The organism is Erysipelothrix sp. P66, from assembly GCF_038682365.1.
GTDB classification, from domain to species: domain Bacteria; phylum Bacillota_I; class Bacilli_A; order Erysipelotrichales; family Erysipelotrichaceae; genus Erysipelothrix; species Erysipelothrix piscisicarius.
Map to the genome: position 1 here is coordinate 340515 of NZ_CP152290.1, position 25285 is coordinate 365799.

Annotated in this window: 26 protein-coding genes; 18 read left to right on the forward strand and 8 right to left on the reverse strand. The window is 37.5% G+C overall.

Annotation, left to right across the window (positions count from 1 at the left end; genetic code table 11):
- The first annotated feature begins 43 nt into the window (after positions 1–43).
- The 3 genes from AAG186_RS01600 to AAG186_RS01610 all read left to right on the forward strand — a co-directional run bounded on the left by AAG186_RS01600 (position 44) and on the right by AAG186_RS01610 (position 2592).
- The gene (locus tag AAG186_RS01600; RefSeq protein WP_161636997.1) at positions 44–484 is read left to right on the forward strand and encodes a hypothetical protein; all 441 of its coding nucleotides are present in this window, start codon (positions 44–46) and stop codon (positions 482–484) included.
- Between the two features lie 112 nt (positions 485–596).
- The gene (locus tag AAG186_RS01605; protein WP_342621877.1) at positions 597–1292 is read left to right on the forward strand and encodes a response regulator transcription factor; all 696 of its coding nucleotides are present in this window, start codon (positions 597–599) and stop codon (positions 1290–1292) included.
- The gene (locus AAG186_RS01610) at positions 1282–2592 is read left to right on the forward strand and encodes a HAMP domain-containing sensor histidine kinase (RefSeq protein WP_342621878.1); all 1311 of its coding nucleotides are present in this window, start codon (positions 1282–1284) and stop codon (positions 2590–2592) included. The genes AAG186_RS01605 and AAG186_RS01610 overlap by 11 nt, the downstream gene beginning before the upstream one ends.
- A 196-nt stretch (positions 2593–2788) precedes the next feature.
- Here AAG186_RS01610 and AAG186_RS01615 read toward each other — a convergent pair whose 3' ends face one another.
- Positions 2789–3802: a YeiH family protein gene (locus tag AAG186_RS01615; protein ID WP_161636999.1), complete on the reverse strand. Its 1014-nt coding sequence runs from the start codon at positions 3800–3802 to the stop codon at positions 2789–2791.
- 93 nt (positions 3803–3895) lie between these two features.
- Here AAG186_RS01615 and AAG186_RS01620 point away from each other — a divergent pair, with 93 nt between their 5' ends.
- Positions 3896–4759 carry a LysR family transcriptional regulator gene (locus AAG186_RS01620; protein WP_161637000.1) on the forward strand — a complete coding sequence of 288 codons (864 nt, stop codon included), beginning with the start codon at positions 3896–3898 and terminating at the stop codon, positions 4757–4759.
- A gap of 9 nt (positions 4760–4768) precedes the next feature.
- On the opposite strand, the gene brnQ is transcribed toward AAG186_RS01620, so the two are convergent.
- Complete coding sequence (gene brnQ, locus AAG186_RS01625) at positions 4769–6085, reverse strand: branched-chain amino acid transport system II carrier protein (protein WP_342621879.1); 1317 nt, start codon at positions 6083–6085, stop codon at positions 4769–4771.
- A 109-nt stretch (positions 6086–6194) separates the two neighbouring features.
- The gene (locus AAG186_RS01630) at positions 6195–7235 is read right to left on the reverse strand and encodes a YdcF family protein (RefSeq protein WP_200549191.1); all 1041 of its coding nucleotides are present in this window, start codon (positions 7233–7235) and stop codon (positions 6195–6197) included.
- Positions 7236–7330: 95 nt separating this feature from the next.
- On the opposite strand from AAG186_RS01630, the gene AAG186_RS01635 reads away from it, so the two are divergent.
- From AAG186_RS01635 to AAG186_RS01660, 6 genes are all read left to right on the forward strand, one after another.
- Positions 7331–7867: a GNAT family protein gene (locus AAG186_RS01635; protein WP_200542522.1), complete on the forward strand. Its 537-nt coding sequence runs from the start codon at positions 7331–7333 to the stop codon at positions 7865–7867.
- Positions 7867–8298: a DUF1801 domain-containing protein gene (locus AAG186_RS01640; RefSeq protein WP_161637004.1), complete on the forward strand. Its 432-nt coding sequence runs from the start codon at positions 7867–7869 to the stop codon at positions 8296–8298. Before AAG186_RS01635 ends, AAG186_RS01640 begins: the two co-directional genes overlap by 1 nt.
- Before the next feature lie 75 nt (positions 8299–8373).
- Positions 8374–8748 (forward strand): GntR family transcriptional regulator, encoded by a 375-nt coding sequence (locus tag AAG186_RS01645; protein ID WP_161637005.1) that lies wholly within the window; start codon positions 8374–8376, stop codon positions 8746–8748.
- A gap of 18 nt (positions 8749–8766) precedes the next feature.
- On the forward strand, positions 8767–9420 hold the full coding sequence (locus AAG186_RS01650) for a hypothetical protein (RefSeq protein WP_161637006.1): 654 nt from the start codon (positions 8767–8769) through the stop codon (positions 9418–9420).
- Between the two features lie 10 nt (positions 9421–9430).
- A complete protein-coding gene (locus AAG186_RS01655; RefSeq protein ID WP_342621880.1) occupies positions 9431–10177 on the forward strand; it encodes an ABC transporter ATP-binding protein in 747 nt (248 codons plus the stop codon).
- The gene (locus tag AAG186_RS01660) at positions 10174–10998 is read left to right on the forward strand and encodes an ATP-binding cassette domain-containing protein (RefSeq protein ID WP_342621881.1); all 825 of its coding nucleotides are present in this window, start codon (positions 10174–10176) and stop codon (positions 10996–10998) included. The genes AAG186_RS01655 and AAG186_RS01660 overlap by 4 nt, the downstream gene beginning before the upstream one ends.
- 444 nt (positions 10999–11442) lie before the next feature.
- On the opposite strand, the gene AAG186_RS01665 is transcribed toward AAG186_RS01660, so the two are convergent.
- On the reverse strand, positions 11443–12318 hold the full coding sequence (locus AAG186_RS01665) for an RluA family pseudouridine synthase (RefSeq protein WP_161637009.1): 876 nt from the start codon (positions 12316–12318) through the stop codon (positions 11443–11445).
- Positions 12319–13214: 896 nt separating this feature from the next.
- On the opposite strand from AAG186_RS01665, the gene AAG186_RS01670 reads away from it, so the two are divergent.
- Positions 13215–13415: a cold shock domain-containing protein gene (locus AAG186_RS01670; protein WP_018580069.1), complete on the forward strand. Its 201-nt coding sequence runs from the start codon at positions 13215–13217 to the stop codon at positions 13413–13415.
- 105 nt (positions 13416–13520) lie between these two features.
- Here the strand turns inward: AAG186_RS01670 and AAG186_RS01675 are convergent, their stop codons facing one another.
- Positions 13521–13976 carry a hypothetical protein gene (locus tag AAG186_RS01675; protein ID WP_161637010.1) on the reverse strand — a complete coding sequence of 152 codons (456 nt, stop codon included), beginning with the start codon at positions 13974–13976 and terminating at the stop codon, positions 13521–13523.
- Between the two features lie 65 nt (positions 13977–14041).
- Between AAG186_RS01675 and AAG186_RS01680 the strand changes: the two genes are divergently transcribed.
- Positions 14042–14818: a hypothetical protein gene (locus AAG186_RS01680; RefSeq protein WP_161637011.1), complete on the forward strand. Its 777-nt coding sequence runs from the start codon at positions 14042–14044 to the stop codon at positions 14816–14818.
- Between the two features lie 16 nt (positions 14819–14834).
- Positions 14835–15245 carry a GNAT family N-acetyltransferase gene (locus tag AAG186_RS01685; protein ID WP_125164168.1) on the forward strand — a complete coding sequence of 137 codons (411 nt, stop codon included), beginning with the start codon at positions 14835–14837 and terminating at the stop codon, positions 15243–15245.
- On the opposite strand, the gene AAG186_RS01690 is transcribed toward AAG186_RS01685, so the two are convergent.
- Positions 15242–15940 carry a coenzyme F420-0:L-glutamate ligase gene (locus AAG186_RS01690; RefSeq protein ID WP_161637012.1) on the reverse strand — a complete coding sequence of 233 codons (699 nt, stop codon included), beginning with the start codon at positions 15938–15940 and terminating at the stop codon, positions 15242–15244. The genes AAG186_RS01685 and AAG186_RS01690 overlap by 4 nt on opposite strands.
- 113 nt (positions 15941–16053) lie before the next feature.
- Here AAG186_RS01690 and cls point away from each other — a divergent pair, with 113 nt between their 5' ends.
- Positions 16054–17580, forward strand: coding sequence for a cardiolipin synthase (gene cls, locus AAG186_RS01695; protein WP_123171829.1), 1527 nt, complete (start codon positions 16054–16056; stop codon positions 17578–17580).
- A gap of 7 nt (positions 17581–17587) precedes the next feature.
- Entirely contained in the window at positions 17588–18442 is an 855-nt protein-coding gene (locus AAG186_RS01700) for a patatin family protein (RefSeq protein ID WP_125164171.1), read from the forward strand.
- Here AAG186_RS01700 and AAG186_RS01705 read toward each other — a convergent pair.
- Together AAG186_RS01705 and AAG186_RS01710 are read right to left on the reverse strand one after the other, a co-directional pair.
- Positions 18432–19091 (reverse strand): RluA family pseudouridine synthase, encoded by a 660-nt coding sequence (locus tag AAG186_RS01705; protein WP_237558296.1) that lies wholly within the window; start codon positions 19089–19091, stop codon positions 18432–18434. The two genes, AAG186_RS01700 and AAG186_RS01705, sit on opposite strands and share 11 nt — an antisense overlap.
- Complete coding sequence (locus AAG186_RS01710; RefSeq protein ID WP_342621882.1) at positions 19072–19929, reverse strand: class I SAM-dependent methyltransferase; 858 nt, start codon at positions 19927–19929, stop codon at positions 19072–19074. Before AAG186_RS01710 ends, AAG186_RS01705 begins: the two co-directional genes overlap by 20 nt.
- A 129-nt stretch (positions 19930–20058) precedes the next feature.
- On the opposite strand from AAG186_RS01710, the gene AAG186_RS01715 reads away from it, so the two are divergent.
- From AAG186_RS01715 to AAG186_RS01725, 3 genes are read left to right on the forward strand one after another with little or no spacing between them, the layout of a single operon-like run.
- Positions 20059–22206 carry a UvrD-helicase domain-containing protein gene (locus tag AAG186_RS01715; RefSeq protein WP_331836815.1) on the forward strand — a complete coding sequence of 716 codons (2148 nt, stop codon included), beginning with the start codon at positions 20059–20061 and terminating at the stop codon, positions 22204–22206.
- Positions 22203–24182 (forward strand): NAD-dependent DNA ligase LigA, encoded by a 1980-nt coding sequence (gene ligA, locus AAG186_RS01720; RefSeq protein WP_200549207.1) that lies wholly within the window; start codon positions 22203–22205, stop codon positions 24180–24182. The genes AAG186_RS01715 and ligA overlap by 4 nt, the downstream gene beginning before the upstream one ends.
- On the forward strand, positions 24179–25285 hold the full coding sequence (locus tag AAG186_RS01725) for a CamS family sex pheromone protein (protein WP_331836816.1): 1107 nt from the start codon (positions 24179–24181) through the stop codon (positions 25283–25285). The genes ligA and AAG186_RS01725 overlap by 4 nt, the downstream gene beginning before the upstream one ends.

Genomic DNA, 25285 nt, shown 5'->3' on the forward strand with positions numbered 1-25285 from the left:
ACTTCGTTTTCTCACGTATAATAAAGTGAAGGAGACGATGCTTATGAATCAAAAACTTATGAAATTTAAAAATATCATCGTCTTAATCGCCGTAATTAATTTTACGATGTTGACGATAGTTCGCGTGATTCTCTATTCTGAATTGCATTTAGTTTATCGCTCCCATTTTAAGATGTTTCTTTATGGATGTTTCTTTATCTGTATCATCCTCTTGTTGATTTACATGGTTTATTTTCTAATGCGTCCCAACGCCTTTGATCGACGGTATGGCATTGACAACTTAACTCGACGCATCTTTCTCACAGTATTTCTACTGGGATGTATTTTTTATTTAGGGTCCATCATGACACGTTATGTTATTGGGCTGGAGCGAACAGAAGTCAAACGTGCAGGGATGATTGAAGTAACCGCGAATGGACATCTTGAACGCTATCGAAATCGAGGGCCATTCTTTATGGAGTACATCACACCATCCCCCAATTAAGTAAAACGATCTTTCCAGGATCGTTTTTTTTACGTGATTTTGAATAACAATTATTGACAAGAAAAGTGAGAATCTCTATATTTAAACTTGATTTACTTGAGGAGGATGTATTATGAATCGGATATTGGTGGTTGATGATGATTTTGAAATCAGAGAATTGCTTGAATTACTACTCACAAACGATGGTTTTCACGTGCAGACATATGCGAATGGTTATGACGCGCTGGAGGCTCTTGATGATGGATTTGATTTAGCCATTTTAGATGTAATGATGCCAGAAATTGATGGTATTCAGCTTTGCCGGAAAATTCGGGATGCACATCACATTCCAATTTTATTTCTAACTGCAAAAGAAAGAGAAGAAGATGTAGTCAAAGGATTTTCAGCAGGTGCGGATGACTATGTCATGAAACCCTTCTCGTATCTTGAACTCAGTGTGCGTGTGAAAGCACTGCTTCGACGTTACTGTAATTACGGAAGCAAACCACAAAGGTATGAGTCCGATTTTCTTGAATCAAAGGACTTGCGTTTAAATCGTAGGACCAATGAAGTTTATAAAAAGGGAGCACTGCTCGATCTTACAGAACGTGAGTATCGTATATTACGGCTTCTTTTAGGGAATCCAGGCCGCATTTATACGATGGAACAGCTTTTTGAAATTGTATGGGAGGATACATATTTTTATTCGTGTTCCAATACGGTGATGGTTCATATTCGAAACCTGCGTAAAAAAGTCGAGGATGAACCCAATAAACCCAAAATTGTAAAGAACGTTTGGGGTAAAGGGTATACATACGATGGTCTTTAGGCAAACAAAGAAGCCAACGCATCTTTCGTTTCAAATTTTGGTTTATATCTTTATCGCAACAGTCGTGAGTTCGTGTTTGTATTTTACGATGCAGCGTTTCTCTGAAATCTATATTACCAGTGTCCACCCCAATCGAAACACGATTTTTCAACGTGTCGAATCTTTACAAACGTATATTGATGATAAAAACATTACCGAGCAATCCTTTGATCAACTGAATGATTGGGCTAAGCAATATCCTTATTCACTGTTTTATATCTATAATAATTCAAAACTTTTGTATACCAATGATCTTGAGGTTGAGGTGCGATCCTTTGATACGGTCAATGATGCCTCCTACCCCTTACAAACCTTTGGATTAAAGGTAGATGGGGATTCCCTTCGTGTTGATATCATGAGTCAAGATATTATTGAATTTCTCGATCGTTTTGATCAGGTGAATCGGGTTGTTTCGTTTATCGCATTTATAACGGTTATGTGTATTTTACTGCGAAGCATGACCTTATACATTGAAACGATTACCAACGAACTGAATGCGATTGGCGGTGGGATGTTTGAAACAAAAGTGTCGGAGCAGGGGAATGATGAACTGACTGATTTAGCGCGTGGCATTAATATGATGCGCGAAGCGCTGATTGCGAATACGGAGATGGTTGTGCGTTCACAAGAAGCCTTGAAAGATGCAACCACAACGTTATCGCATGATATACGAACGCCAATGACCATCTTGTTGGGTTATCTTGAATACCTACAAAATGATCAGTCACTCGATCCTTCGCATCACGATAAGATTCAACGTTGTTATCAAAAAGCGCATCAAGTTAAAGATTTAGCGCAAGCGTTACTTCAATGCTTCACCGATATTGCCAATCAAGAAGATCATTCTTTTCCAATAATTAAAACCTCTTTTCAAGACTTGAAGCAGGACTTTTTAAAACAACTAATGGCTTCCCTTGAGGTACATGGTTTGGATATTGTTGTAGAGGACTGTGTTCAAGACCTGGGATGGTGCTATGTATCCCATATCTTAATGCATCGCATTTTTGATAATATCACCTCAAACATTATTAAATACGCTCAATATGAACAAGGGGTTACGGTGAAAATCATGATGAAAGGATCCAAGGTATGGATGATCATTGAGAATGATGTTGCCGTAGAACCACGAAATCAGGAGAGTTATGGTATTGGGTTAAGAAGTTGTGATCGCTTGATGAGTCTACAAGATGGTTCATTGACTTGGAATCGGATTGGAAATCGATTCCAAGTATGCCTTGCATTGACGGTTAAGAATTATTAAGTAAGAAAGAATAGGATTTATTAGTATTCTTTTGTATACTATCAATGTCTTAAAACTGAATGACCGTATACATAATTAATCTCGTTGATTTGATAACGATTGTTATCAATCCATATTCTTTCCACGATCAGTCCTTCAGTTGTAATAAGACACAAAAAAACAGGATTTATATTCCTGTTTTTTTTGTGTCGTCTATCTATACAATTCCCATCATAAATTCAACTCCCAATGCAACAACCACAACCAGTAATGAAATAATAAAACCGTGAAGGAACGGATTGAGTCCGGTCTTGATCATAGATTTAAATTTTGTATTTAATCCAATTGAAGCCAGTGCACATACCATTAAAAACTTACTAATTTGTTTCAGTAAATGACTGATGCCAACAGGTATGAGACCCGTACTGTTGAGGATGGCCATGCCAATAAATAATAGTATAAACCATGGGATGATTTGGGTGAATTTAATGGATTCATTTGCGGGTGTTAAACCGTCACGTTTTTTTACGTGAGCATGAATTAACGAGAAGACAATAACGGTTGGAATGATTGCCAGTGTCCGTGTCAACTTAACCATGGTCGCGAAATCACCGGCAGCCTCAGAGAATGCATAGCCAGCGGCCACAACACTTGATGTATCATTCACCGCAGTGCCTGCCCACAAGCCATAAGCCATGTCGGTAAGTCCAAGTGCTTTACCCATAATTGGAAATAAAACAATCATTAGGACATCAAACAAGAAAGTTGCGGACATCGCATAGGCGATATCTTCATCTTCTGCTTCAATAACAGGTGCAATCGCTGCGATTGCGGAACCACCACAAATTCCAGTACCGGCAGAGATTAAATTGGATAACTTCCAATTTAAGCCAAGTTTCTTACCGATAAAGTAACCCCCGCCAAAACATGTAAGGAGGGTAAAGACCATCACAGCTAAAGAAAGTTTTCCTACAGTTAAGATCATGGTGATATTAAGCGATGCACCTAAAAGAATAATTGCGAATTTTAAAACGTGTTTCGATGTGAATTTTAAACCTGTTTTAATCAATGCACTTGGTTCTTTCCATGTATTCACAAGCATTCCAATAAGAAGTGCAATGACGGATGCACCGACAAATTTTACGGGTAATAAGCTTTCAAGGACGACCGCAATCAAAGCGACAATGCATGAAAGCATAAAACCGGGTGTATATTTTTTAATTGAGTTCATAAGACCCCTCTTTCCAAAGAAAGTATAACATGTCCAATCATAACGGTTTATTATTCTGTGTTATAATAGATAAAGAATATTTATGGAGGGCGTATGGATCCAAAGTTAAAAACATTAATGACGGTAATGGATTTGGAAAGTTATACCGAGGCGGCTCAGGCACTTCATTTAACCCAACCCGCAGTATCGCAACATATTAAACGTTTGGAATCGGTGTATCAGTGTAAATTGGTGTTTTTTGAAGGGCGTGTGCTTCATTTTACACAAGCTGCTTATCTTCTGTATGATTTCGCCAAAATTCAAAGTGCTCACCAAGAGGTGTTATTTCAAAAACTTGAACGTATCGAAAATCCAGTATCCATTGGAATGACATTATCAATTGCGGATTATTACTTTCCGACGTCATTACGATCGTATCTGATTGATGAGTGTGTCAATTTCCAGATTAAAGTTGCGAATACGGAGACGCTTTTGGAGGATTTGAAATCGGGTGTTATTGATTGTGCCTTGGTTGAAGGAATGTTTGACCAAGATATCTTTACATCACATATCTTTACAGAGGCACGTTTTATGCCTGTGGTGGCACAAAACCATCCTTTGGCAGGACAAGGGGTGAGCGTGGAAGAATTATTGTACTATCCCGTTATCGTACGCGAGCAAGGTTCAGGGACCCGTTCAATTTTTGAAAATTGGCTGACGGCTCATAATCATCGCTTAACCTCGTTTAAATCAGTCCAAGAGATTGGCAGTTTTCAAACCATAAAAACATTTTTAAAACGATCGGATGCGGTGTCGTTTATGTATACCAAAGTAGCTCATGATGATATTGAAAACAAAACGTTAACGTATCTTGAGTTAGAAGATTTTGAATTAAAACGTCCCTTGCATTTTGTCTATCTAAAACATCACCTTAAACACAATGAGATTGAAGCAATTTACCGACTTACGCAAAAATAAAAGAGGAACTTATATCAGTTCCTCTTTCTTTTGGATGGATTGAAGTTGCAAACTGCAGAAGGCAAGGATGAAAGTGGGAACGACCCATCCCAAGTTGAGTGAATAGAAGGGCAGTGCTCGACAGCATTGTGTAATTACGGGAATGGAAATTTTAATGTGATCAAGCACCGTAATAATACTAAAAATCGTACTTGAGATGATTGCAATACGGTATGTAAGAGCAGAAGGTTTTGAAGACAAACCTAAGAGAATTAAAACGATGGCCGCAGGATAGACACATGCGAGGATGGGCCCACTGATTTTAAGGATTGTTGTTAATCCGATATTTGAAATTGCGAAACTTAGGAAGCAAAGGATTGATACACTACGGCGATAGCTTAAGCGTGGATAACGTTCTGCGAAAAATTCAGAAGAACAGCTGATGAGCCCAACGCATGTTGTAAGGCATGCAAGAAAGAAGAGCATCCCCAATACGAATGGACCGTAGTTTCCAAATAAACGTGTTCCAAGACGGGCAATAACTTCCGCACCATTTTGCGCATGAAGTAATTCACTCGACATTAAATTACCCAAAAAACCAAGCATACAATAAACAATAAATAAGAGAATGCCTGCAATCACACCCGATTGAATGGTTGATTTTCGAACTTGTTGTTCATCTTTCAAACCGTAACTTTTGATTGACATTGTAACCAAAATACCAAGATTTAAAGCACCTAATCCATCGAGTGTTAAGTAGCCATCCACAAAACCACTCGCGAATGCAGACCCTGATGTGAGGTAGGGCTCATGCGATAGGGTGTTACTGGATAAAGTGGTGACGAAAGCCGCACCAAACAATATTAATATAAATAACAAAAGCAACGGTGTTAAGATTTTTCCAACACGATCGCTGAGCGCTTGTGGTTTTATACAAAAACCAAAGCATAGAAGAAAAAATAGGAATGAATAAATCAATAATCCAATTTGAATATGACTTTGGTCCTTAAAGAGGAGGCGAAGTGACGTTTCGAATGGCATAATCCCTGCTCGTGGCACCGATAAGAGTGGACCACTTAAAAGATATAAAATGGTTGGGAAAATTAGTGCAAAGCACGGATGTACTTTGTCTGCGAGATTTAAAAAACCATCTTGTTTGGAAACGGCAACAAGGGCAAGGATTGGTAAGAGTACCGCTGTAATACTAAATGCAAAGATTCCAATCCATTTGTGTGAACCCGCAAGGTAGCCAATCATTGTTGGGAAAATAAGATTTCCAGCACCGAAGAACATGGAAAACAACATTAAACTAACAGACAGTAATTGTGATTTTGATAATTTATTCATATGAATACCCCTTAATTTTTAATTTTATTTTTTAATTAAACTTTAATGAACAAATATTGTCAATAATAATCACAAAAAAAAGAGCCGTTTAAGACTCTTTAAGATTCGATTAGACCAGCGTAGCTCCAAAGATAAGGCAATATGCGACACCATTAATGAATCCATGAAAGCGTCGATGCATCACCATTAAGGCTATAAATTCACGAATCATTGCATTAGGTACAAAGTAACCGGCAGTCTTTGCGCCAATGCCTTGTGCATTTAAACCCACTTGACGCGCATATTGACTGGCTCTAAAAATGTGAAATGTATTGGAACTAAAAAGACATGTATAAGGCTGATGGGGTTTCATGGCATCCATAATCTGTTTTGAAAAAAGCATATTCTCATACGTTGTTGTGGATTTGATTTCCATAAGTGCATGGGACTTAGGGATTCCTTGCGCGAGTGCATAATCCCGCATTGCTTGACCCTCAGGAATCAATTCGTCCACACCTTGTCCCCCACTAAAAATAAGATGCGGTGGTACTTCTTGACGGTGATAATAGGTAAGTGCGACATCAATCCGTGCGGCTAAAAGAGGAGGTACCTCACACCCATTTCGCAACCCACTTCCCAAAACAATGATAAAATCTCGATCTTTATGCGGTTTAAACCGTTGATAAAGATAAGAAGAGGACAAAAAATTAATAAAGACAAAGATAAAATAAAAACATGAAAATGTAATACAAGCTAAAAGAGCCTGCACCCATCGTAACTCTTGTGGAATTGATTTCGATAGCAAGGGAATGATAAAGACAAACAGAATCAAACCAATAGCAGCGAAAAGCGTTAATAAATTCGAAAAACGAATTCCTTCCTTTTGAATTAACTGCTTCGCATTCTTAAAAAGTCCGATGATGAGTACATAATAACCGAAGAGGAAAAATAAAATTCCAATTATGATTAATAACAGGGCAAACCCACGAAGAAAGGGATTTTCATAAGAGAACGAAAGCGCAATGATATCAAGAGCCACAAGGAAAACTAAAGCATTAAATAAAAAACCATTTAAGATGCGCCCACGATTTTGTTTAAAGGATACAAAGAGAATCGATGCAAAGCCAAGGCACATTAAGGTTAGGATTTTCACGACAGTAAAATCAGCCATATTCGCCCCTCCTTTTTCGCATATTATACCTCAAAACGACCAAAGACAAAACTTCAATGATTTTTAAGGTATAATAGGTTTAAGGAGTGTGACATATGATAGAGATACGTAAATTAAAAAAAGAAGATATGACGATGTTATGGGAATATGCCTTTCAAAAAGAAAGACCATGGATGTCCTTTGATGCTCCGTTTCTTGATGAACATCTTCCGTTGTCTTATGAAGATTTTGAAGCATCACGACTTGAATTGTACTTGGATGTGGATTTCCGACAAGGTATATTCAAGGATGGTCGATTAATCGGACTTGTGTCATATTATTGGGAGTCTTATAAGACACGATGGCTTGAATTTGGAATTGTTATCTATGACGAGAATGAGTGGGGTCACGGTCTTGGTAGCTCGTGTGCCATGTTTTGGATGGACCAGCTGTTTACAGCCTTTCCAGATATACAACGTCTTGGATTTTCAACATGGTCTGGTAATAAAGCCATGATGGGAGTTGGTGAAAATATTGGAATGACTTTGGAAGGTAGAATTCGAAGCGTTCGCTATTACCAAGGTAAGTATTATGATGCATTGAAATATGGTATGCTACGCGAAGAGTGGGACGTTAAAAGGAGAATGTTTTAATGGACATTCAAGCGTATATCAATCAAGGGGAAGGTGCCTTTAAACAGCAATACATTTTATTGTTTGATGCCATCAAATCCTCCATCCCTAAAGGATTTGAACTGGTTATGCAATACAATATGCCATCATTTGTTGTTCCGTTATCGTTATATCCAAAAGGATATCGTGGCGATCCTAATGTCCCATTACCCTTTATCAGTTTGGGATATCAAAAACATCATATTGGTCTTTATCATATGGGTATCTATGCACAACCAGAAATCTTAAAGTGGTTTGAAACTTCCTATGAACAAACGGTCTCAACTAAACTAAACATGGGTAAGTCATGCATTCGATTCACAAAGACAACAGAAATTCCAATCCAACTCATTCAAAATCTCGCATCCAAGATAACACCAGAAGCATGGATTGAAATATACGAAAACAGCTAAGCGGCTGTTTTTATTTTTTCAGATTGACAAAAAATCAAGGGCTGTATATAGTGTATATACACAGAAAGGATTCCTATGAACATCTATATCAAAACAGAATATGATTTACCGATCTATGAACAGATTGTTGTTCAGATTAAACAAGAAATTGGAAACGGCACGCTTAAGGCCCATGAAGCTATGCCCTCGATCCGATTTCTAGCAAAAGAGCTTCAGGTGAGTGTTATAACGACTAAAAGAGCTTATGAAGAACTTGAGAAAGCAGGATATCTTTATACCATACCAAGCAAGGGATCGTATGTATCTGAATTGGGAAAAGATAAACTTTATAAGGACTCGGTAAATTCGATTCAGACACATTTCGATTCAATCTTAAACATTGCGAAAAATGCTGATATTTCCAAGCAGGATTTAATTAACATTTTAGAGGAAGCATACGAAAAACAATAGAAATGGGAGAGAAAAATTATGATAAACGCAATCAAACGACAGTACGCTCTATTTAAATCATTTTACACATACAAAACATTTTTAGTATTAATGCTTTGTATGTGTGTCTATGCACTTGTATTTCAAGAATATCGCATCAACCCAGGTATCTGGACTATTATCTTATTTACTCAACCAAACTGGAAAAGTTACGTATCGCTGCGATATCACTCTAAGAAAACTTTCTTTGTCGATATGCTCGGTGTTAGTTTGATTACATTAATATTTAATGCAGTCATCGTCGGGATTTTCTATTTTGGACTTCGTAGTATCTTTGGAACGGAAATCTTAATATCAGGAAAAAATATGATTTATTTCCAACAAGAAGGGCTCAATAGAGTTCAGATTTCAAAAGATGTTTTTTGGAATGAAATAAATATGAATATGACCGTTTTGTTGATTGTAGGAACCTTACAGGTATTTAGTCTAACGCGAATCTATAAAATTCATATTGATCGTCCTAAAGAAATAGGGACAGTTGCCGTGAAAACTATCATTGCCATTGTGTTGGTTGGCGGCATTGTAAGTCTGCCAATCACTTTATTTTATAAAATAATTATCGGCAGTCTTGCGTTTCTTGTGCTCATCTACCAAAACTATAAATATTCAGTTAGTCATTTAGACTTAATCTAGAGGAGGAACTATGTCAGACTACTTAACCGCCGACCATTTTGGGCGTAAAATTGAAGGGTCGTTTGAAATTGAACCCATTTCTTTTGAAATGATGCCTGGAACCATCTGTGGTGTGATTGGAGAAAATGGGGCAGGGAAAACAACTCTCATGAAAATGATGATGCAACTGTATCAGCATACATCAGGATCCATAAAACTAGGTTCAAATTTAAATATAAATGCATTAACGGCCTATATACCCGATGTCATTCCCTATCCATTACATATGACACTTCAAGAAATTGTCACTTTAGAATCCTTATTAATACCAACATGGAATCAGACGGTATTTGATAAATATCGCATTCAATTTAATTTAAAATTAATGATGCCTTTAAATAAATTAAGTCTGGGTGAGAAACAACGACTGATGTTTGCGATTGCCCTTGCCAGTGAGGCGAACCTCTATATTCTGGATGAACCAACTGAAGGCATCGATCCTTTTGAACGTGATGAATTCATCAGGTTATTGCATGGAAACATCTACAAGCACCAAGCAATCGCATTGATATCAACGCATAATGTGAAAGGAGTCGAAAACTTGCTGGACTATATCTTGTATATGGAAAAAGGAAACTGTGTTCTTTTCACCGACATTGAACAGTTTCCTGAGGAAGCACGAAAATGTTTATTAGAACGTCAACTTGATACACGTTTATTTGATAAAAATCCGAGTTTAACGCAATTTATTCAAATGATGCAGGGATGCAGCACATGATTCATATAAACAACTTAAAAATTAAACGAAATACTTTTACACTCGATATTCCAATACTGGACTTAGATTCTGGAAAGTTAATTTTGGTCGTTGGAGCAAATGGCAATGGTAAATCAACATTACTGAAACTTCTTAGCGGAGGACTGCAAGCTGATTCAGGAACGGTAAAGATTGCTAACAAAACGGCTCAAGATTATGCGTTAACTGAAGGGGTTTGTTATATCCCTTCTCAATTTCCATTTAAAACCTCTATTCGATTATCTGATCTAGGAGGGTTTGGAGAAGCACTCATTCCTAACTGGGATATTAGGTTATTTATGAATCAAGTTAAAGCGATGGGATTTACAAATTTAGATCGTGTTGATGAAATATCTCAAGGACAGCAACAACAAATTCTGTATCATTTCATGATGCAGAAGCAGAGCAATCTCCATCTTTTGGATGAACCAACCCTCGGACTTGATGCACGCCATCTACAAATACTACGAGATGATATCCAAACAAAACTGCTCAACGAAGATCACACTGTAATCCTCGCAACAAATGCCCCTGAGCATTTTGAAGCGATTGCAGATGAAATCGTTTTAATGTCTAATGGGCGATGCATCGCTGCGGAAACCATCGAAAATCTGAAAGATCGCTATCAGGGAATGACTCAAGAGGCATGGAATAAAATACAAAGAGATGATGCAGTGATTGGTATCTCAAATTCAGGCTTGCGAATAATTGATAGCAAACTTTATTACGATGAAAGGATGCAACGTTTGGCACTTGTTCCAATATTAAAAGCGTTGGTCGATCAACATGAAAACATATCTTAAAGATTTTTTTTTAGAGAACGTCTTTTAGTAGGCATCGCCATACTTATCTGTGACTTACTCATATTTGTATCGATTCGAAATGAGATGGCTCCCAATTCATTCGATATGCTTAGCAGTATCTGGATAGTTGGAAGTTGTGTGATGATAGGAATGTCGATAAATAGTGCAACTAAGACATTTAAGGATGGAAATCACCTCGTACAACTAAAATCGCTGGGTTTTACCTCAAATGAAGTGAAACATTCCTTTGAGCATTTAATTATTATCAGTGTCCTTCAACTTAGTATAATGCGCATTATTGTGATGGTATTTACAAGCACTTTTTCAATCAAACATTTGTTAATCCTAATGCTTGCGTCACTGAGTTACACTGTGATCTTGAAAGGGTCGATCCGTATAAAAACATAAAAAAAGCCCCACGCTTAATAAGTGGGGCTCTTTCTTTTAGATTGATGATTCTTGTGTAGGTGTGATTTTGGATAATTTTTTAAATTTTGGTGGTAATGGTGATACAAAAGTCATCAATTTCTTTGTTTTAGGATTCATAACTTGCAAACGATAAGCATGCAATCCAAGACGTTTTAAGGGATTCGTTTTCGCATCATATTTTTTATCACCAATAATGGGGTGGCCAATATCATTCATATGAACACGAATTTGGTTTTTACGTCCAGTATCAATTTGAATCTTTAAAATAGTATTGTTTTCAGTGCGTTTAATCACTGCATAATTTGTGATTGCTTCTTGACCGGATGTTGTGGAGTACATGTGTGTTGTCTTATTTTGTCTTAAAAAGGAGCGGATGACATCATTATCTTTCGGAACGACCCCCTCAACGATTGCGACATACAAACGTTCTTTAACCAGTTCAGACCACTTATCTTGGTATAGACGTTTAACGTATTCGCTCTTCGCAAACATTAGAACACCGGATGTATCTTGATCCAGACGGTGAACAACAAAAATACGATTTTTTGAATCTTGTTTTTTGACGTAGTCACTTGCGAGACGGTATGCAGTTAATTCTTCTTCTTTACGCGTCGAAACAGTTAAGAGTTTATAAGGTTTATCAACCACTAATATATCCTTATCCTCATAAAGGATTTGTAAAGGTGTATCACGTTGCTGGTTATGACTCACGATTGTGATTGTTTGACCTGCTGTGATGGCATCATCAAATTGTGTTGTAACTTCATTATCAATTGAAATACACTCGTGTTTTAAGAGTGACTTAATCTTTGAGCGGCTATACGGTAAGTCTTGGCTCAAAAGATAATTCAAAAGTTCATCATTATGTTTTACTTTTAAAATATGTTTCATATATATTCCTCATTTCGTACTCTATTATGACAGAAAATCTTAATGAAAGATACACGTACTCTTTCATAACATGATGATATGAAGTAAAACGTGCGTGATTTTGGGAATGCAGGATACGTTTCGATAAGTTGGCTCTCGAAGTGAAAGATCAAAGCAAGCAGCTGTACCCACCCTTTTAGTGTGAATTTTAAAATGAAACTTTTGTGAGAGGCGATCTAAAAACAAGGGGGTTATAACTGAATTACTCAAAGGTTTTGCATTAATAAACCTTTGGGTTCGGGAATAATAGTTTTCATTTTTTATCATTTATGAGGATATTCTTAACATTAAAGACCCGATGAATAACATTAAACATTAAAAACTATTACAAAAACCTTTAAAAACGTGATGCAAATCCAATTTGTCCTGTACGCAAATGAATCGCAAACATACACGATTGTGAAAACGAACAAAAATCCAATCAAGAGTGCATATTATGAAGGTTTAACAATTACTATGGAATTGATGCCGTAGAAGTCTAAACTGTTTAATTCTCGGGAATGCATAATAGAGATTATGAATCGCCATGTGTTCGTTTTATCATGATGGAGACATATTTTGAACATGATCATTTTCGATAGAATAAATCAATAGTAATCATTGAATTGATATCATCAATCTTAAAGCGTTATTTGTTGAGTTTTTAGGTCAAAATGTAAACGCTTAATATTTATGGGTTTGTGGTACGATAATTCATTGACAAGGTGTTTTAGAAGTGATAATATCAAGTTGTAATAAGAATGTTTATGATTAGTATTGTATATTAAATCGTAATAAACTCAATGTGTTTTGAAGAACTGGTATATTAGTTTGCGAATTACGCTTGAGTACATCTTATTCTGATAGGAGGTACTAGCATGAGTACAGGTAAAGTGAAATTCTTTAACGCTGAAAAGGGTTACGGATTCATTACTATCGAGGGTGGGCAAGATATCTTTGTTCATTACTCAGCAATCGTTGCTGATGGATACAAAACTTTAGAAGAAGGACAAGAAGTTAGCTTCGAAGTTGTTGAAGGTCCACGCGGCGAACAAGCAGCAAACGTTAGAGCTATCTAATTAGTGAGCTAAAATAAAACAGTGGATTTATCCACTGTTTTTTCTTTGTTTCAATCAAGAGCACGTTAATCACATTATTCAAAATGTATGATTCAGCGTGCTCTTTTACGATTTATTATAAACACTTTGTTCGATTTTATCGCCTAAAAATCCTATCAACGGCAATTTGCAATATTGATACTTACCCGCTTTGGCGATGCCGAATATATGATATAAGCTATAGATCAGTCCTAATGCAATATTAATAATGGTGAAAACTAAGACTGCAGTGGGGCCGACTAAGATAATCCAACCAAATACGGATAAGAAGATGGTCTGAATCAGCCCGATAATTAAATTGATCATAAAGATTGCGATGTTTAGAATAACAATCTGGCTTGCGTGATTACGAAGATAATTGCTATGCTTTTCTAGAAACAGGACGAGAAACGCAAAGATTAATGGAAAAACGCTTAAATCACGATTGCCGATTGCGGCAGCAAAGCTAAAAGCCCATAAAATTATTGCGATAATATTGACGTTAATATCCATAAAACTGGCATTTTCATTACGATGATTCATATGGTATTCCTCCTTTGTTTATAATATAATGAATAAAGGTAAAAGTAAACGTGGAGGTAGTTTTTATGGACGGAGCAATACATGTAAGTGGTTTGCAAATCGCAATGATGATTGTGAGTTTTGTGTTTATTATCGCAATGATGGTTGTATTACTAGGACGTTATCGTCGTGATAAGGATTTAAGTCGTACTCTAATCTGGGGACTTGTAATCTTTATGGGTACCAATGTGTTTGTAACGGGTTTTGGATTAATACTAAATAAATCAGGATGGTTCATGGCGTTGCACCCCTTAATACAAATGTTGATTTATTCATTAGATTTGGTTATTGGTTACACACTTATTTCTGCGATTGTTATGCATTTTTTTGTTAAAAAAAGTCATAGCGATCGAACACCAATTATAATGGCTCTTGGATTTATGCTTATGCATTTTTTTCAAACGGCCATGAGCTTAGCGAATTTTGCGGTTATGTCGGTTGCGATAAATAAAGGTGATACCGCAAAATTTATCGGAGAGAATGTAAATGCGGAAGCTGTGCAAAATACAATCGATTCGATTATTGCTATGAAACCAATGAATTATCTCGATCTAATTGTTTCAATTTATGGTGATTTTATCGTTTATACTGTAGTCTTAATCATTCTCTATCGTCTATTCACTGCTCGTGATAAAAAAATGGTGTTTGGCTTCTATTCGATAGCAATATTACTATTCTATCGACTTCTAATTGGAATTTCCAAGTATTACATAAGTAGTGTTGTCATTGTAATTTTAATTAATCTTGTTGCAATGAGCGCAATTGGTTATCTAGGCTATAAATTCTATAAAAAAGATTTTTAATTCGAGGTGAATCATAATGGAACTAAAATTGATCGATATTTCAGATGAATTTGATGATAACGGTGTTGAAACACTTTTATTTGATATTTATGTAGGTGAAATTGATCGTTATGTTGGACGGTGCGAGTATCGTAATGAGCACGGGCGAGATCTTTGGTATTATGGAAATATTGGTTATATTATCTATCCACCTTATCGAGGGCACAATTTTGCTTATCATGCGTGTGTTGCGCTTTTTGAAATTGTGAAATCGGTAAAAGCAGGCTTACCAGAATTAATTATTACTTGTAATCCTGATAATATTGCATCAAAAAAGACGATTCTCAAGTTAGGTGGCAACTATCACTCAACCATTGATATTATGGCTGATCATGATTTGTTTAAACTTGGTGAAACGTCTAAAGAAATATATACGATTAAACTTTAAATTTTACGGATAATTCCTAATGGTGTTGATTGTGCTTTTTGACCAAGGGGGTTATCCTTTAATATTTTAACCATTAATTGATTATCAATTGAGGAAGAACTTGATCCAAGTATATTTCCGCCTAAATCATTAATATCAGTTACGATGACTTCAATATCCTTATCAAATGCAGCTTTAATTGCTTTTGCAACTTCGTTTGGACGTTCGGGTCCCAGTACCACATATTCGTTATAAGGTGGAATTGTATGGGAAGTTGGTCCATCGATCGCACGTGCCTTTGAACCTGCTACACGGTAGAAATCACCTTTGCGTCCAAATGGTTTCGTAACTGCAGCAACACCTGCTGCGAGGATAATGCGTGGTGTTCCACATTCACGAAGCGCCATTTCCATGGTTTCAGGCATTCCTAAGCCAATTCCATGAGGGGTTTTCGTTACGTATTTTGATAATGTGAATGCGAGTTTACGTGGCTTCACATCTTTAATTGGATATGCACGTCCCTGCGTGATTGCTACGATTTTCTCAGTAACAAATAAAATATCTCCATCGTGTAATGAAGCATCCGCAAATTCTTTGATAACTTCAATTAAATTATCATCTCGCATGATTAATTTTGTTTTTAAAGGTAAACGTTGGTAACGTTTGCCATCGACAATTACTTCAAGTTCTTTATTGTCATTTGGTTTGATTGTCATGATTATCAACCTCTCTATCCTTAATATCATAACTTTTGCATTAGGCTTAATCAAGTAGAAACTTGATTATTGAATTTAGTTTAAAGTATAATTTACATATAGAAAGAGGACTTATGAAAACATTACTACGTTTATTAACGAATAAGATTTTTATGGTTGGACTTATTGTGATTGCGGAGTTTGCGATTGTGGTTGCATTAATTTGGAATTTATCGCTTAATTACGCGTTTATGCACGCTTTTTTTGTGTTTTTATCAGTCCTTCTAATTATCTACATTACAAACCGTAATGACGATCCCTATTATCGTTTGGCGTGGACCATTATTATTCTTGTAATTCCTCCGATTGGTGCTGTGTGTTATCTTATTTTTGGAGGGAAAAAGGTTCCGAAAAAGTTGCGTGAACGAATTAGTGATACCTACTCTAAAGACGCTTTTTTACAGGATGAGTCATTTGGTATTTTGGAAGAATCAATTGAGGCAACCCCGCGTTGGGCGCGTCTTGTGAAGTATTTAATGGCAAGTTCTCATTATCCAATTTATAAAAATACAGAAGCAACATATCTTGCAAGTGGTGAAGAAAAATTCTTGCATATGAAAGAAGAAATTCGCAAGGCAGAAAAGTTTGTTTTTTTAGAATACTTTATCATTAAAGAAGGTTTAATGTGGCAAGAATTGCTTGTTATTCTTCGAAAAAAAGTCGAAGAGGGTGTGGATGTTCGGTTGATGTATGATGACTGGGGTTGTGCACTCTTTCGTGATTTAAAGAAGCAATGTGAAGAGGCAGGAATTGTTTGCGTGGAATTTAATCCATTAGTAGCGCGTTTAGCAATCCAAATGAACAATCGTGATCACCGCAAAATTTGTGTTGTGGACGGTCGTGTTGGGTTTATTGGTGGAATCAATCTTGCGGATGAATATATTAATATCGGAAGTAAATTTGGTCATTGGAAAGATACTGCAGTCATGATCGAAGGGGATGCAGTGCATTCACTTACCTTGATGTTTCTACAGTTTTTCCGTTATTATACGGGAGAGATTGAAAATCCGAATGATTATAAATATGACTTTGGTGATTTAGAAAATGCACAAGGATATGTTATGCCTTTTGCGGATGCACCTACTGATAATTATGATTTGGGATTGGATGCTCATTTATCCATGATTAACAACGCGCGTGATTACATCTATATCCAAACTCCATACTTAATTGTGGGACATGAAGTTATTCAGGCTTTAGAGCTGGCTGCACGCAGTGGCGTGGATGTCCGAATCATTGTTCCCCATATTCCAGATAAGAAAATTGTAAATCATGTGACGAAATCCAATTATCAAATCTTGATTGAAAGTGGTGTGCGTATTTACGAATACGAACCAGGGTTTGTGCATTCAAAAACATTTGTAGCAGATGATCAAATCGCGCTTGTAGGAACGACAAACATGGATTTTAGAAGTTATTATTTGCACTTTGAGTGCAGTATTCTCTTCATCAATAACAACATCGTTGGTGATTGTTATGATGATGTAATGCATACGATTACAGAGAATGCGATTGAGATTACGTTAGAGGACTGTCTTTCAGTTCCATATCCCGTAAGACTCTTTCGATCAATCGCCCGTATTTTTAGCGGCTTAATGTGAGGTTAAAATGGAAAAAATTGGTTTAGTTTTAGAAGGCGGTGGAATGCGTGGAGCCTACACGGCAGGCGTATTACATTGGTTATTACAAGAAAAAATAGAATTTGATTATATCGTTGGGATTTCATCGGGAGCGTTGTATGGTGGTATGTTTGCTTTAGGTAAAGCAGATACCTTGGAGAAAGCAGCGATTGATGTTGCGGCTGATAAACGCAATGTAGGAATTCGTCCGGTTTTGGCGGAAAAAACAATTGTAGGTTATGATTTCCTTTACAATACAGTGACTCAAGATTTGGATTATCCAATTGCTGAAATCAATAAAATCCCGGGAAATATTGATATCGGAGTTTATGATATTGCAGGTGAAAAAACGATTTGGATTGATAAAGAACAATTGGCGAAAGAACCTCTATTTATTAAAGCTGCATGTACTCTGCCGGTGGCAGGGCGTGCGGTATGGATTAACGGTCGTAAATATATGGATGGTGGGATTACTACGATGATTCCAGTTCAAAAAAGTATTGATGAAGGCTGTACACGTCATATTGTTGTGACCACAAAGTCGGCAGATTACGTTCGTAAAGATCAAGGGTTTGCACAGAAGATGCTTTTACGAAGTGTATACCGTAAGTATCCGAAACTTGTGCATGATTTTGAAAGTCGTCGTGATGTTTATTATGAAGAACGTGCGTTGATAAACAAACTTGTGGACGAGAAAAAAGCAACCTACATTTATCCAACTCAAGAAGTTGGGGTCGGTCGCTTTAAGGGAACTGAAGAACAGTTTGAAGCCCTGTTTAAGATGGCTCATGATGATTGCGAATTACGTCGTGACGAAATTATGGCAATGGTTTCTAGAGATTAAATGGGAATTTTGAGGGCGTGTGACTTGTAAAGGTCATACGCTCTTTTGTTATGGGATGATCAAAACTGAGTTCGGTCGCCCATAACGCAATTTGTTGCCCTGGTTTTGCCTGCTTATTGTAACGTGCATCGCCCCACAATGCATGCGAGCGGGACGCAAATTGTACACGGATTTGGTGAGATCTTCCTGTAACGAGCTTAATCTTAACTGTTGACAGATTTTCGGTTGGGTGATAGTAGGCTTCGATGACATGAAGCTCCGCATATTTGCCATCCGGATGGTTTTTATCGACCACATACGAAGTGTTTGTCTTGCGATTTTTAACTAGAGTATCGCGGAACGTTGTAGGTTCAACATAGCCTGTACAAATAGCGGTATACGTTTTATCTAATGTACGTGTTCGAACTTGATCGCTGAGTCGTCCTGCTGCTTTTGATGTTTTTGCGAAGACCATGATGCCACCAACTGGGCGGTCAAGGCGATGGACAAGCCCCACATAAACATTTCCGGGTTTATCATATTTCACTTTAATATAGTTTTTGACTTCTGTAAGGAGGTCAAGGTCATTACTTTCATCACCTTGTGAGGGTTGATTCGGTTTTTTCTCCACGACAATAACGTGGTTATCTTCATAAAAGATTTTCATCATAACACCACCTTGTTGTGACGCCACAGGGTAACATTGTATCCATGGATGTGATAGGTAGTCCTATCGCTTCGCTGTGTGTGTTTATCGGAAGTTTTTGATTGCGCAGTGCATCGTTTAACGCGTGACGAACTTTTTTAGGCGTAAGATTTGTCGTATAAGTATTTAAGACGACAAAAAGTGCATTGGGATCTAAAAGTTCCATAGAAGCGTTAAGGAGCGGTTGCAGTTGATCTTCAATTTTCCAACGCTCTCCTTTAGGCCCCCGTCCAAAACTTGGCGGATCCATGATGATACCATGATAGGTCCGTCCGCGACGTTTTTCACGTTCAATAAATTTCATAGCATCTTCAACGATTGTTCGAATTTTTTTATCATTTAAATTATTCAGTTCGATGTTTTCCCGTGTCCAAGCAATCATTCCTTTCAGTGCATCAATATGAACAACCTCTTCAACATTTTCTTTGGCACAAGCGATGGTCGCACCGCCGGTATATCCAAATAAATTAAGAATGCGAACTGGCTCATTGTGGGATTGGATAACAGCACGCATCCAATCCCAGTTAACAGCTTGTTCAGGGAAAATCCCGGTATGTTTAAAAGATGTTGGGCGAACTTTAAAGTTTAAATCTTTATATTTGATAATCCAACTTTCGGGAAGGGTTCGATTAAAATGCCATCCCTCCTTAAAAAAAGCATCAATCGGCATGCCCGGGGTTGTGGGTTTCCATGTCGCAACAGGATCAGGACGTCGCACAATAATATCATGATAGCGTTCTGTTTTTAATCCATTTCCTGCGTCGAGGACTTCAAAATCTGTCCATTCAGTAGGGACTCTCATACGTTTACCTCAGTTTCTAAATATATTCCTTCATATTATAGGTTAGAAAGGTGTTTGAGCGCAAACATTTACTTAGTAAATGTCACTCAGTCAAACGAGTGAATATGCTATAATGTTAGCGGTGATAAAATGGATTATATTCAAGGATTAAATAAAGAACAAAAAGAAGCAGTATTAACAAAAGCAAAACATGTGCGTGTTATAGCGGGAGCTGGAAGTGGTAAGACTCGAGTTCTTACAACCCGCATCGTGCATCTCATCGCAGATCTTGGATATTATCCATCTAAAATCTGTGCAATTACATTTACGAATAAAGCGGCGAATGAAATGAAAGAGCGTATGGAAGCGATGTTGCCCGAAGCAATTCGTGTTCATACATCAACCATTCACTCATTATGTGTGCGTATTATTCGTGAAGAGTATGAAGCGTTAAATTTAGTTCGCAATTTTACAATCTTGGACACTTCAGATCAGCAAGCAGTGATGCGCGAAGCATATAAACAATTTGACTATGATCGTAAAGATATTTCGTTCCGAGAGGCATTGACCTATATTTCAAATAATAAATTTGCAGGCGTTGATGTTGCGCAAGCGGAACGTATGGCGGGATCGAATTATCACGAACAGAAAAAAGTGAATTTATATCGTTTTTATGTGAATCGTTTGCATGAACTTTTTGCTTTAGACTTTGATGACCTACTTTTAGAAGTGAATCGTTTGTTTAAGGAGAATCTTGAAGTTCGTGATAAATGGCGTCGTCGTTTTGATGTGGTTTTAGTTGATGAGTTTCAAGATGTGGATCATGTTCAGTATGGAATTGTGGATGCACTTGTTGGTGATGAGAACCAACTTTATGTGGTTGGAGATCCTGATCAAACAATCTATACCTGGCGTGGAGCCAATGTTGATTTTATTATCGATTTTAATAAGAAATATCCCGATTCAGAAACGATTACCCTAAATCAAAACTATCGCTCGACGCAACACATTCTCGATAGCGCAAATACATTAATAAAAAATAATAAAGATCGTCCTGATAAAGCCCTTTATGCAAATAAAGAAAGTGAATTTCCGGTACAGTATGCAACATTGGATGACGGTGATGCCGAAGCGTTTTGGGTTGCGAATCGGATGTTGGAGCTACACGATGAAGGGCATTCTTACTTAGATATGGCTGTTTTGTATCGTTCGAATTACTTATCGCGTGCACTTGAGAAAGTCTTGATGGCGCGTCGAATCCCTTATGTTATTTATGGTGGTTTACGATTCTACGACCAAGCTGAAATTAAAGACATGATGAGTTATTTACGGATGATTACACATGGTGATGATTTGGCCTTGCGAAGAAGTATCGCAATGCCTCGTCGTGGTATTGGTGAAAAAACGTTGGATACCATTATGTTTCAGGCAAGAGAACGCGGTATGACGATGTATGAGAGCATGCTCTATGATGTTCATCATCAGCAAGCAACGCCCAAGATACGAAACTATGTCATGATGATTGAAGATTTTCGCGAAATGGCCCAAGAGGCATCAATTGAAACGATTATGCAATATGTATTAAAACGAAGTGGACTTCGTGAACATTTCGAAAAAATTCAAGAACTGGAGCGCGTTGAAAGCCTCAAAGAATTAATTGGGGATGCACTAACGTTCCAAGAAAATTATGAAAATCCGAGTTTAGAAGAATACATTCAGATGGTGAGTCTCTATGGTGATAAAAGCGAAGTGGTGGAGGGCGAGTATGTCCGTCTCATGACCGTTCATGCAGCCAAGGGACTGGAGTTTGAGAACGTCTTTATTATGGGGCTCGCGGATAATATTTTCCCAAATAAAAACAGCATTCAAGAAGGTTCTGGAGGAATCCAAGAAGAACGCCGATTAATGTATGTTGCAATTACACGTGCGAAAGAACGGCTGTTCCTTTCAAATAATATTGGATACAACTTTGTTGCGGGCGGGTACGCGCGAGCTTCTCGATTTATTAAAGAAATGCACTTAGATGAAAAACCTTCAGGATTGGAAACGACGCCAACCATAACGCGTAGTGAAGTTCAAGATACAATCAGTTCGTTTGAAAAAGCAGCGGGTCTTACGAAGTTAAAGAAAAAAATCAAATTTAAAAGTGGAGACCAGGTTGTTCATGATGACTTTGGCGAAGGCATCGTAATTCGTGTTGAGGATGATACGATTAAAATCGCCTTTAACTTCCCACATGGTACGAAAGTAATTTCAAGAAAATATGCAGGCATTCGATTGAAGGGAGATATGTCATGATTAAAGAACGGATTTTAGCGTTACGAAAACAACTCCATCAGTATAATTACGAGTATCATGTTTTGGATCAACCAACCATTTCAGATGTCGAGTATGACCAACTGTTACTTGAATTAAACGAGTTGGAAGCACAACATCCTGAGTTTTTTGATGTTAATTCACCGACCCAAAAAGTTGGGGGTGCGGTTTCGGATCGTTTCTCAAAAGTAACGCATCGATTTCCAATGTTTTCATTGGGGAATGCGTTTTCTCGTGCTGATTTAGAAGCTTTTGATGAGCGTTTGCGTACTCAATTTCCGACTGTCTCATATGTTGTGGAATTAAAAATCGATGGACTTGCGATGTCCGTTGATTATGAAGATGGAATGTTTACACAAGCTGTGACGCGGGGCGATGGAACCGTCGGAGAAGATGTGACACAAAACATTCGTGTGATTGATTCCATACCACTTAAGCTTAATGTTGATGAAGATGTTACCGTTCGTGGTGAGGTGTTTATGCCCGTTAAATCGTTTACCCGGGTTAATGAATCGCGAAAAGAAAACAATGAGGTGGTTTTTGCGAATTGTCGAAATGCAGCGGCAGGGACAATTCGTCAATTAGACTCGAAAGTTGTGGCGAACCGAGGTCTTGATGGTTTTTGGTATACTTTGGTCAATGCAAAAGAATTAGGGATTACAAGTCAATTTGATTCGCTTACGTATTTAAAACAAATTGGATTTAAAGTAAATCCGGAAATCCGCTTATGCCATACCATGGATTCCGTTTGGGAACGCATTGAAGACATCGAACAAATGCGTGCATCCTTGCCTTATGATATTGATGGTGTCGTAATTAAGGTAAATGACTTTGCGATGCAGGAAGAACTTGGATTTACCGTTAAAACGCCAAGGTGGGCGATTGCTTACAAATTTAAGGCAGAAGAAGTGAAAAGTCGTGTTGAAGATATCTTTGTGACAGTGGGGCGTACAGGGAAAATTACGCCCAATGCGAAACTCACTCCGGTTCAGATTTCAGGATCGCTTGTAAGTTACGCAACCCTTCATAATGAGGATTACATTATGAACAAAGACATTCGTGTTGGTGATGAGGTTGTTGTTCGTAAAGCGGGTGAGATCATTCCGGAAATTGTTTCAGTTGATGTAACGCATCGAACGGATGTAATTCAGCCTTATCAGTTTCCTGAAGTATGTCCTGTATGTATGGGGCATTTAGTTCGATTTGAAGGAGAAGCAGATCATTATTGTGTGAATGTTGATTGTTCTGCGAAAATATCTGAGGCACTCGTTCATTTTGCGTCAAGAGATGCTATGAACATCGATACCTTAGGGGAGCGTCGTGTCTATCAATTGCATGATGCGAACTTGCTTAAAACGATCACTGATATCTATACCTTACATGAACATAAAGATGTTCTTGAGAAACTTGAGAAGCTGGGACCTAAAAGCACAGAAAAATTACTTGAGGCAATTGAAAACAGTAAAAACAATTCGGTAGAGAAGTTAATCTTTGGACTTGGTATTCGACATGTTGGTGCGAAAACATCCAATGTTCTCGCCGCTCACTACAAAAACATTGCTTCACTGATGAACGCAACGTATGATGAACTCATTGAAATTGATGAGATTGGTAGCGTGATTGCTCAGTCTGTTGTTTCATTCTTTGAAATTGATCATAATCGAGAATTAATTGAAGATTTACTTGAACGTGGCGTCAATGGGAATTACAATCATGTAGTAACTTCAAATAAATTTGAAGGCAAGAAGTTTGTTCTTACCGGAACATTGCAAACCATGGGGCGAACCGATGCCAAGAAAATCATTGAATCGTTTGGTGGTAGTGTATCAGGCAGTGTAAGCAGTAAGACGGATGTTGTTGTATATGGTGAAAGTGCCGGATCAAAACTGACGAAAGCTCAATCATTGGGCGTTAAAACATGGACAGAAGAAGAATTCTTGAATGAGGTGAACTCATGAAAATGAAAAAAATAATGATTGTTAGTCTGGTGGGACTCTTATTGATATCAGGATGTGCACGCCAAGAGACCAAGCCGGAAACAGATAAAGAAAATATTTCGGTTATTCAAGGTGGTAAAGGAGAATATTCAATCCTTACACCGTTTAAAACGTCGCCTTTGCGACAAAATTATGGCACAAACTTTAGAGAAGTGGACATGATTGAAATTGGACGGCGACTTCAAGATAAGTCAAAAGATCATTTTAATCCTGCCAACTTCAATATTTCAGAAGGGTCAATTATTAACGATGACCATTATGATCAACTGCTCCGTCATGAATCGAAGAATTATCCGTATGGTTTAAATCCGGTAGATGGAACGGAGTTTGTGGAAAAAGGACGTAAAATTCAAACACCCACATTTGTACGTGATGTCGTAGAGGTAAATTTCCATTCAGGTAATGATATCAATAAAATTGATGGTGTGGGGATTGCACTCGTCATGAAACGTGTACAAACCGAGGCGGGGACGGGACTCCCTGTTCGCTTATCGGATGAAACGCTTTATGAAATTGCAAGAACTTCGATTGGAAATCGACTCATCTCCTATTTACGTACGATTGAAGGGATGAGTGATGTACCCATTTACCTTGTGCTTTACGCACAAGAAAGTGATACAGACTCATTGCCAGGGAAATATTTACCTGGACGTGTCATTGGCGAGGGATATTTTGAATCGCGTGGTGGTCAATTTGAACAAACCAATGAAAAATGGACGCTCCTTGGGACGTCAGAAGCATCTGAAGAATATCCAGAAACCTCTGCTGATTTCTCCGTATTTAAACGTGAAGTTGTTGACTTTATGAATGACGAAAGTATTGGTGTAACCGGTAAGATGTTTGTGGTTGATAAAAAAGTTCAACAACTTGATATTGACTTAACAACAGGTGCAAAGACTTATCTTGAGATTTATGGACTGGCGCAATATGTGTCCGAGCGGATCAGCGCATTTTCAGACATTCAAGCGCCCATAACCGTAAATATCAAAGTCTATCAAAATACACGAATGATTGTTCGTAAAGAACCTGGGAATAACAAACCCATTATTATTACAGTAACTTAG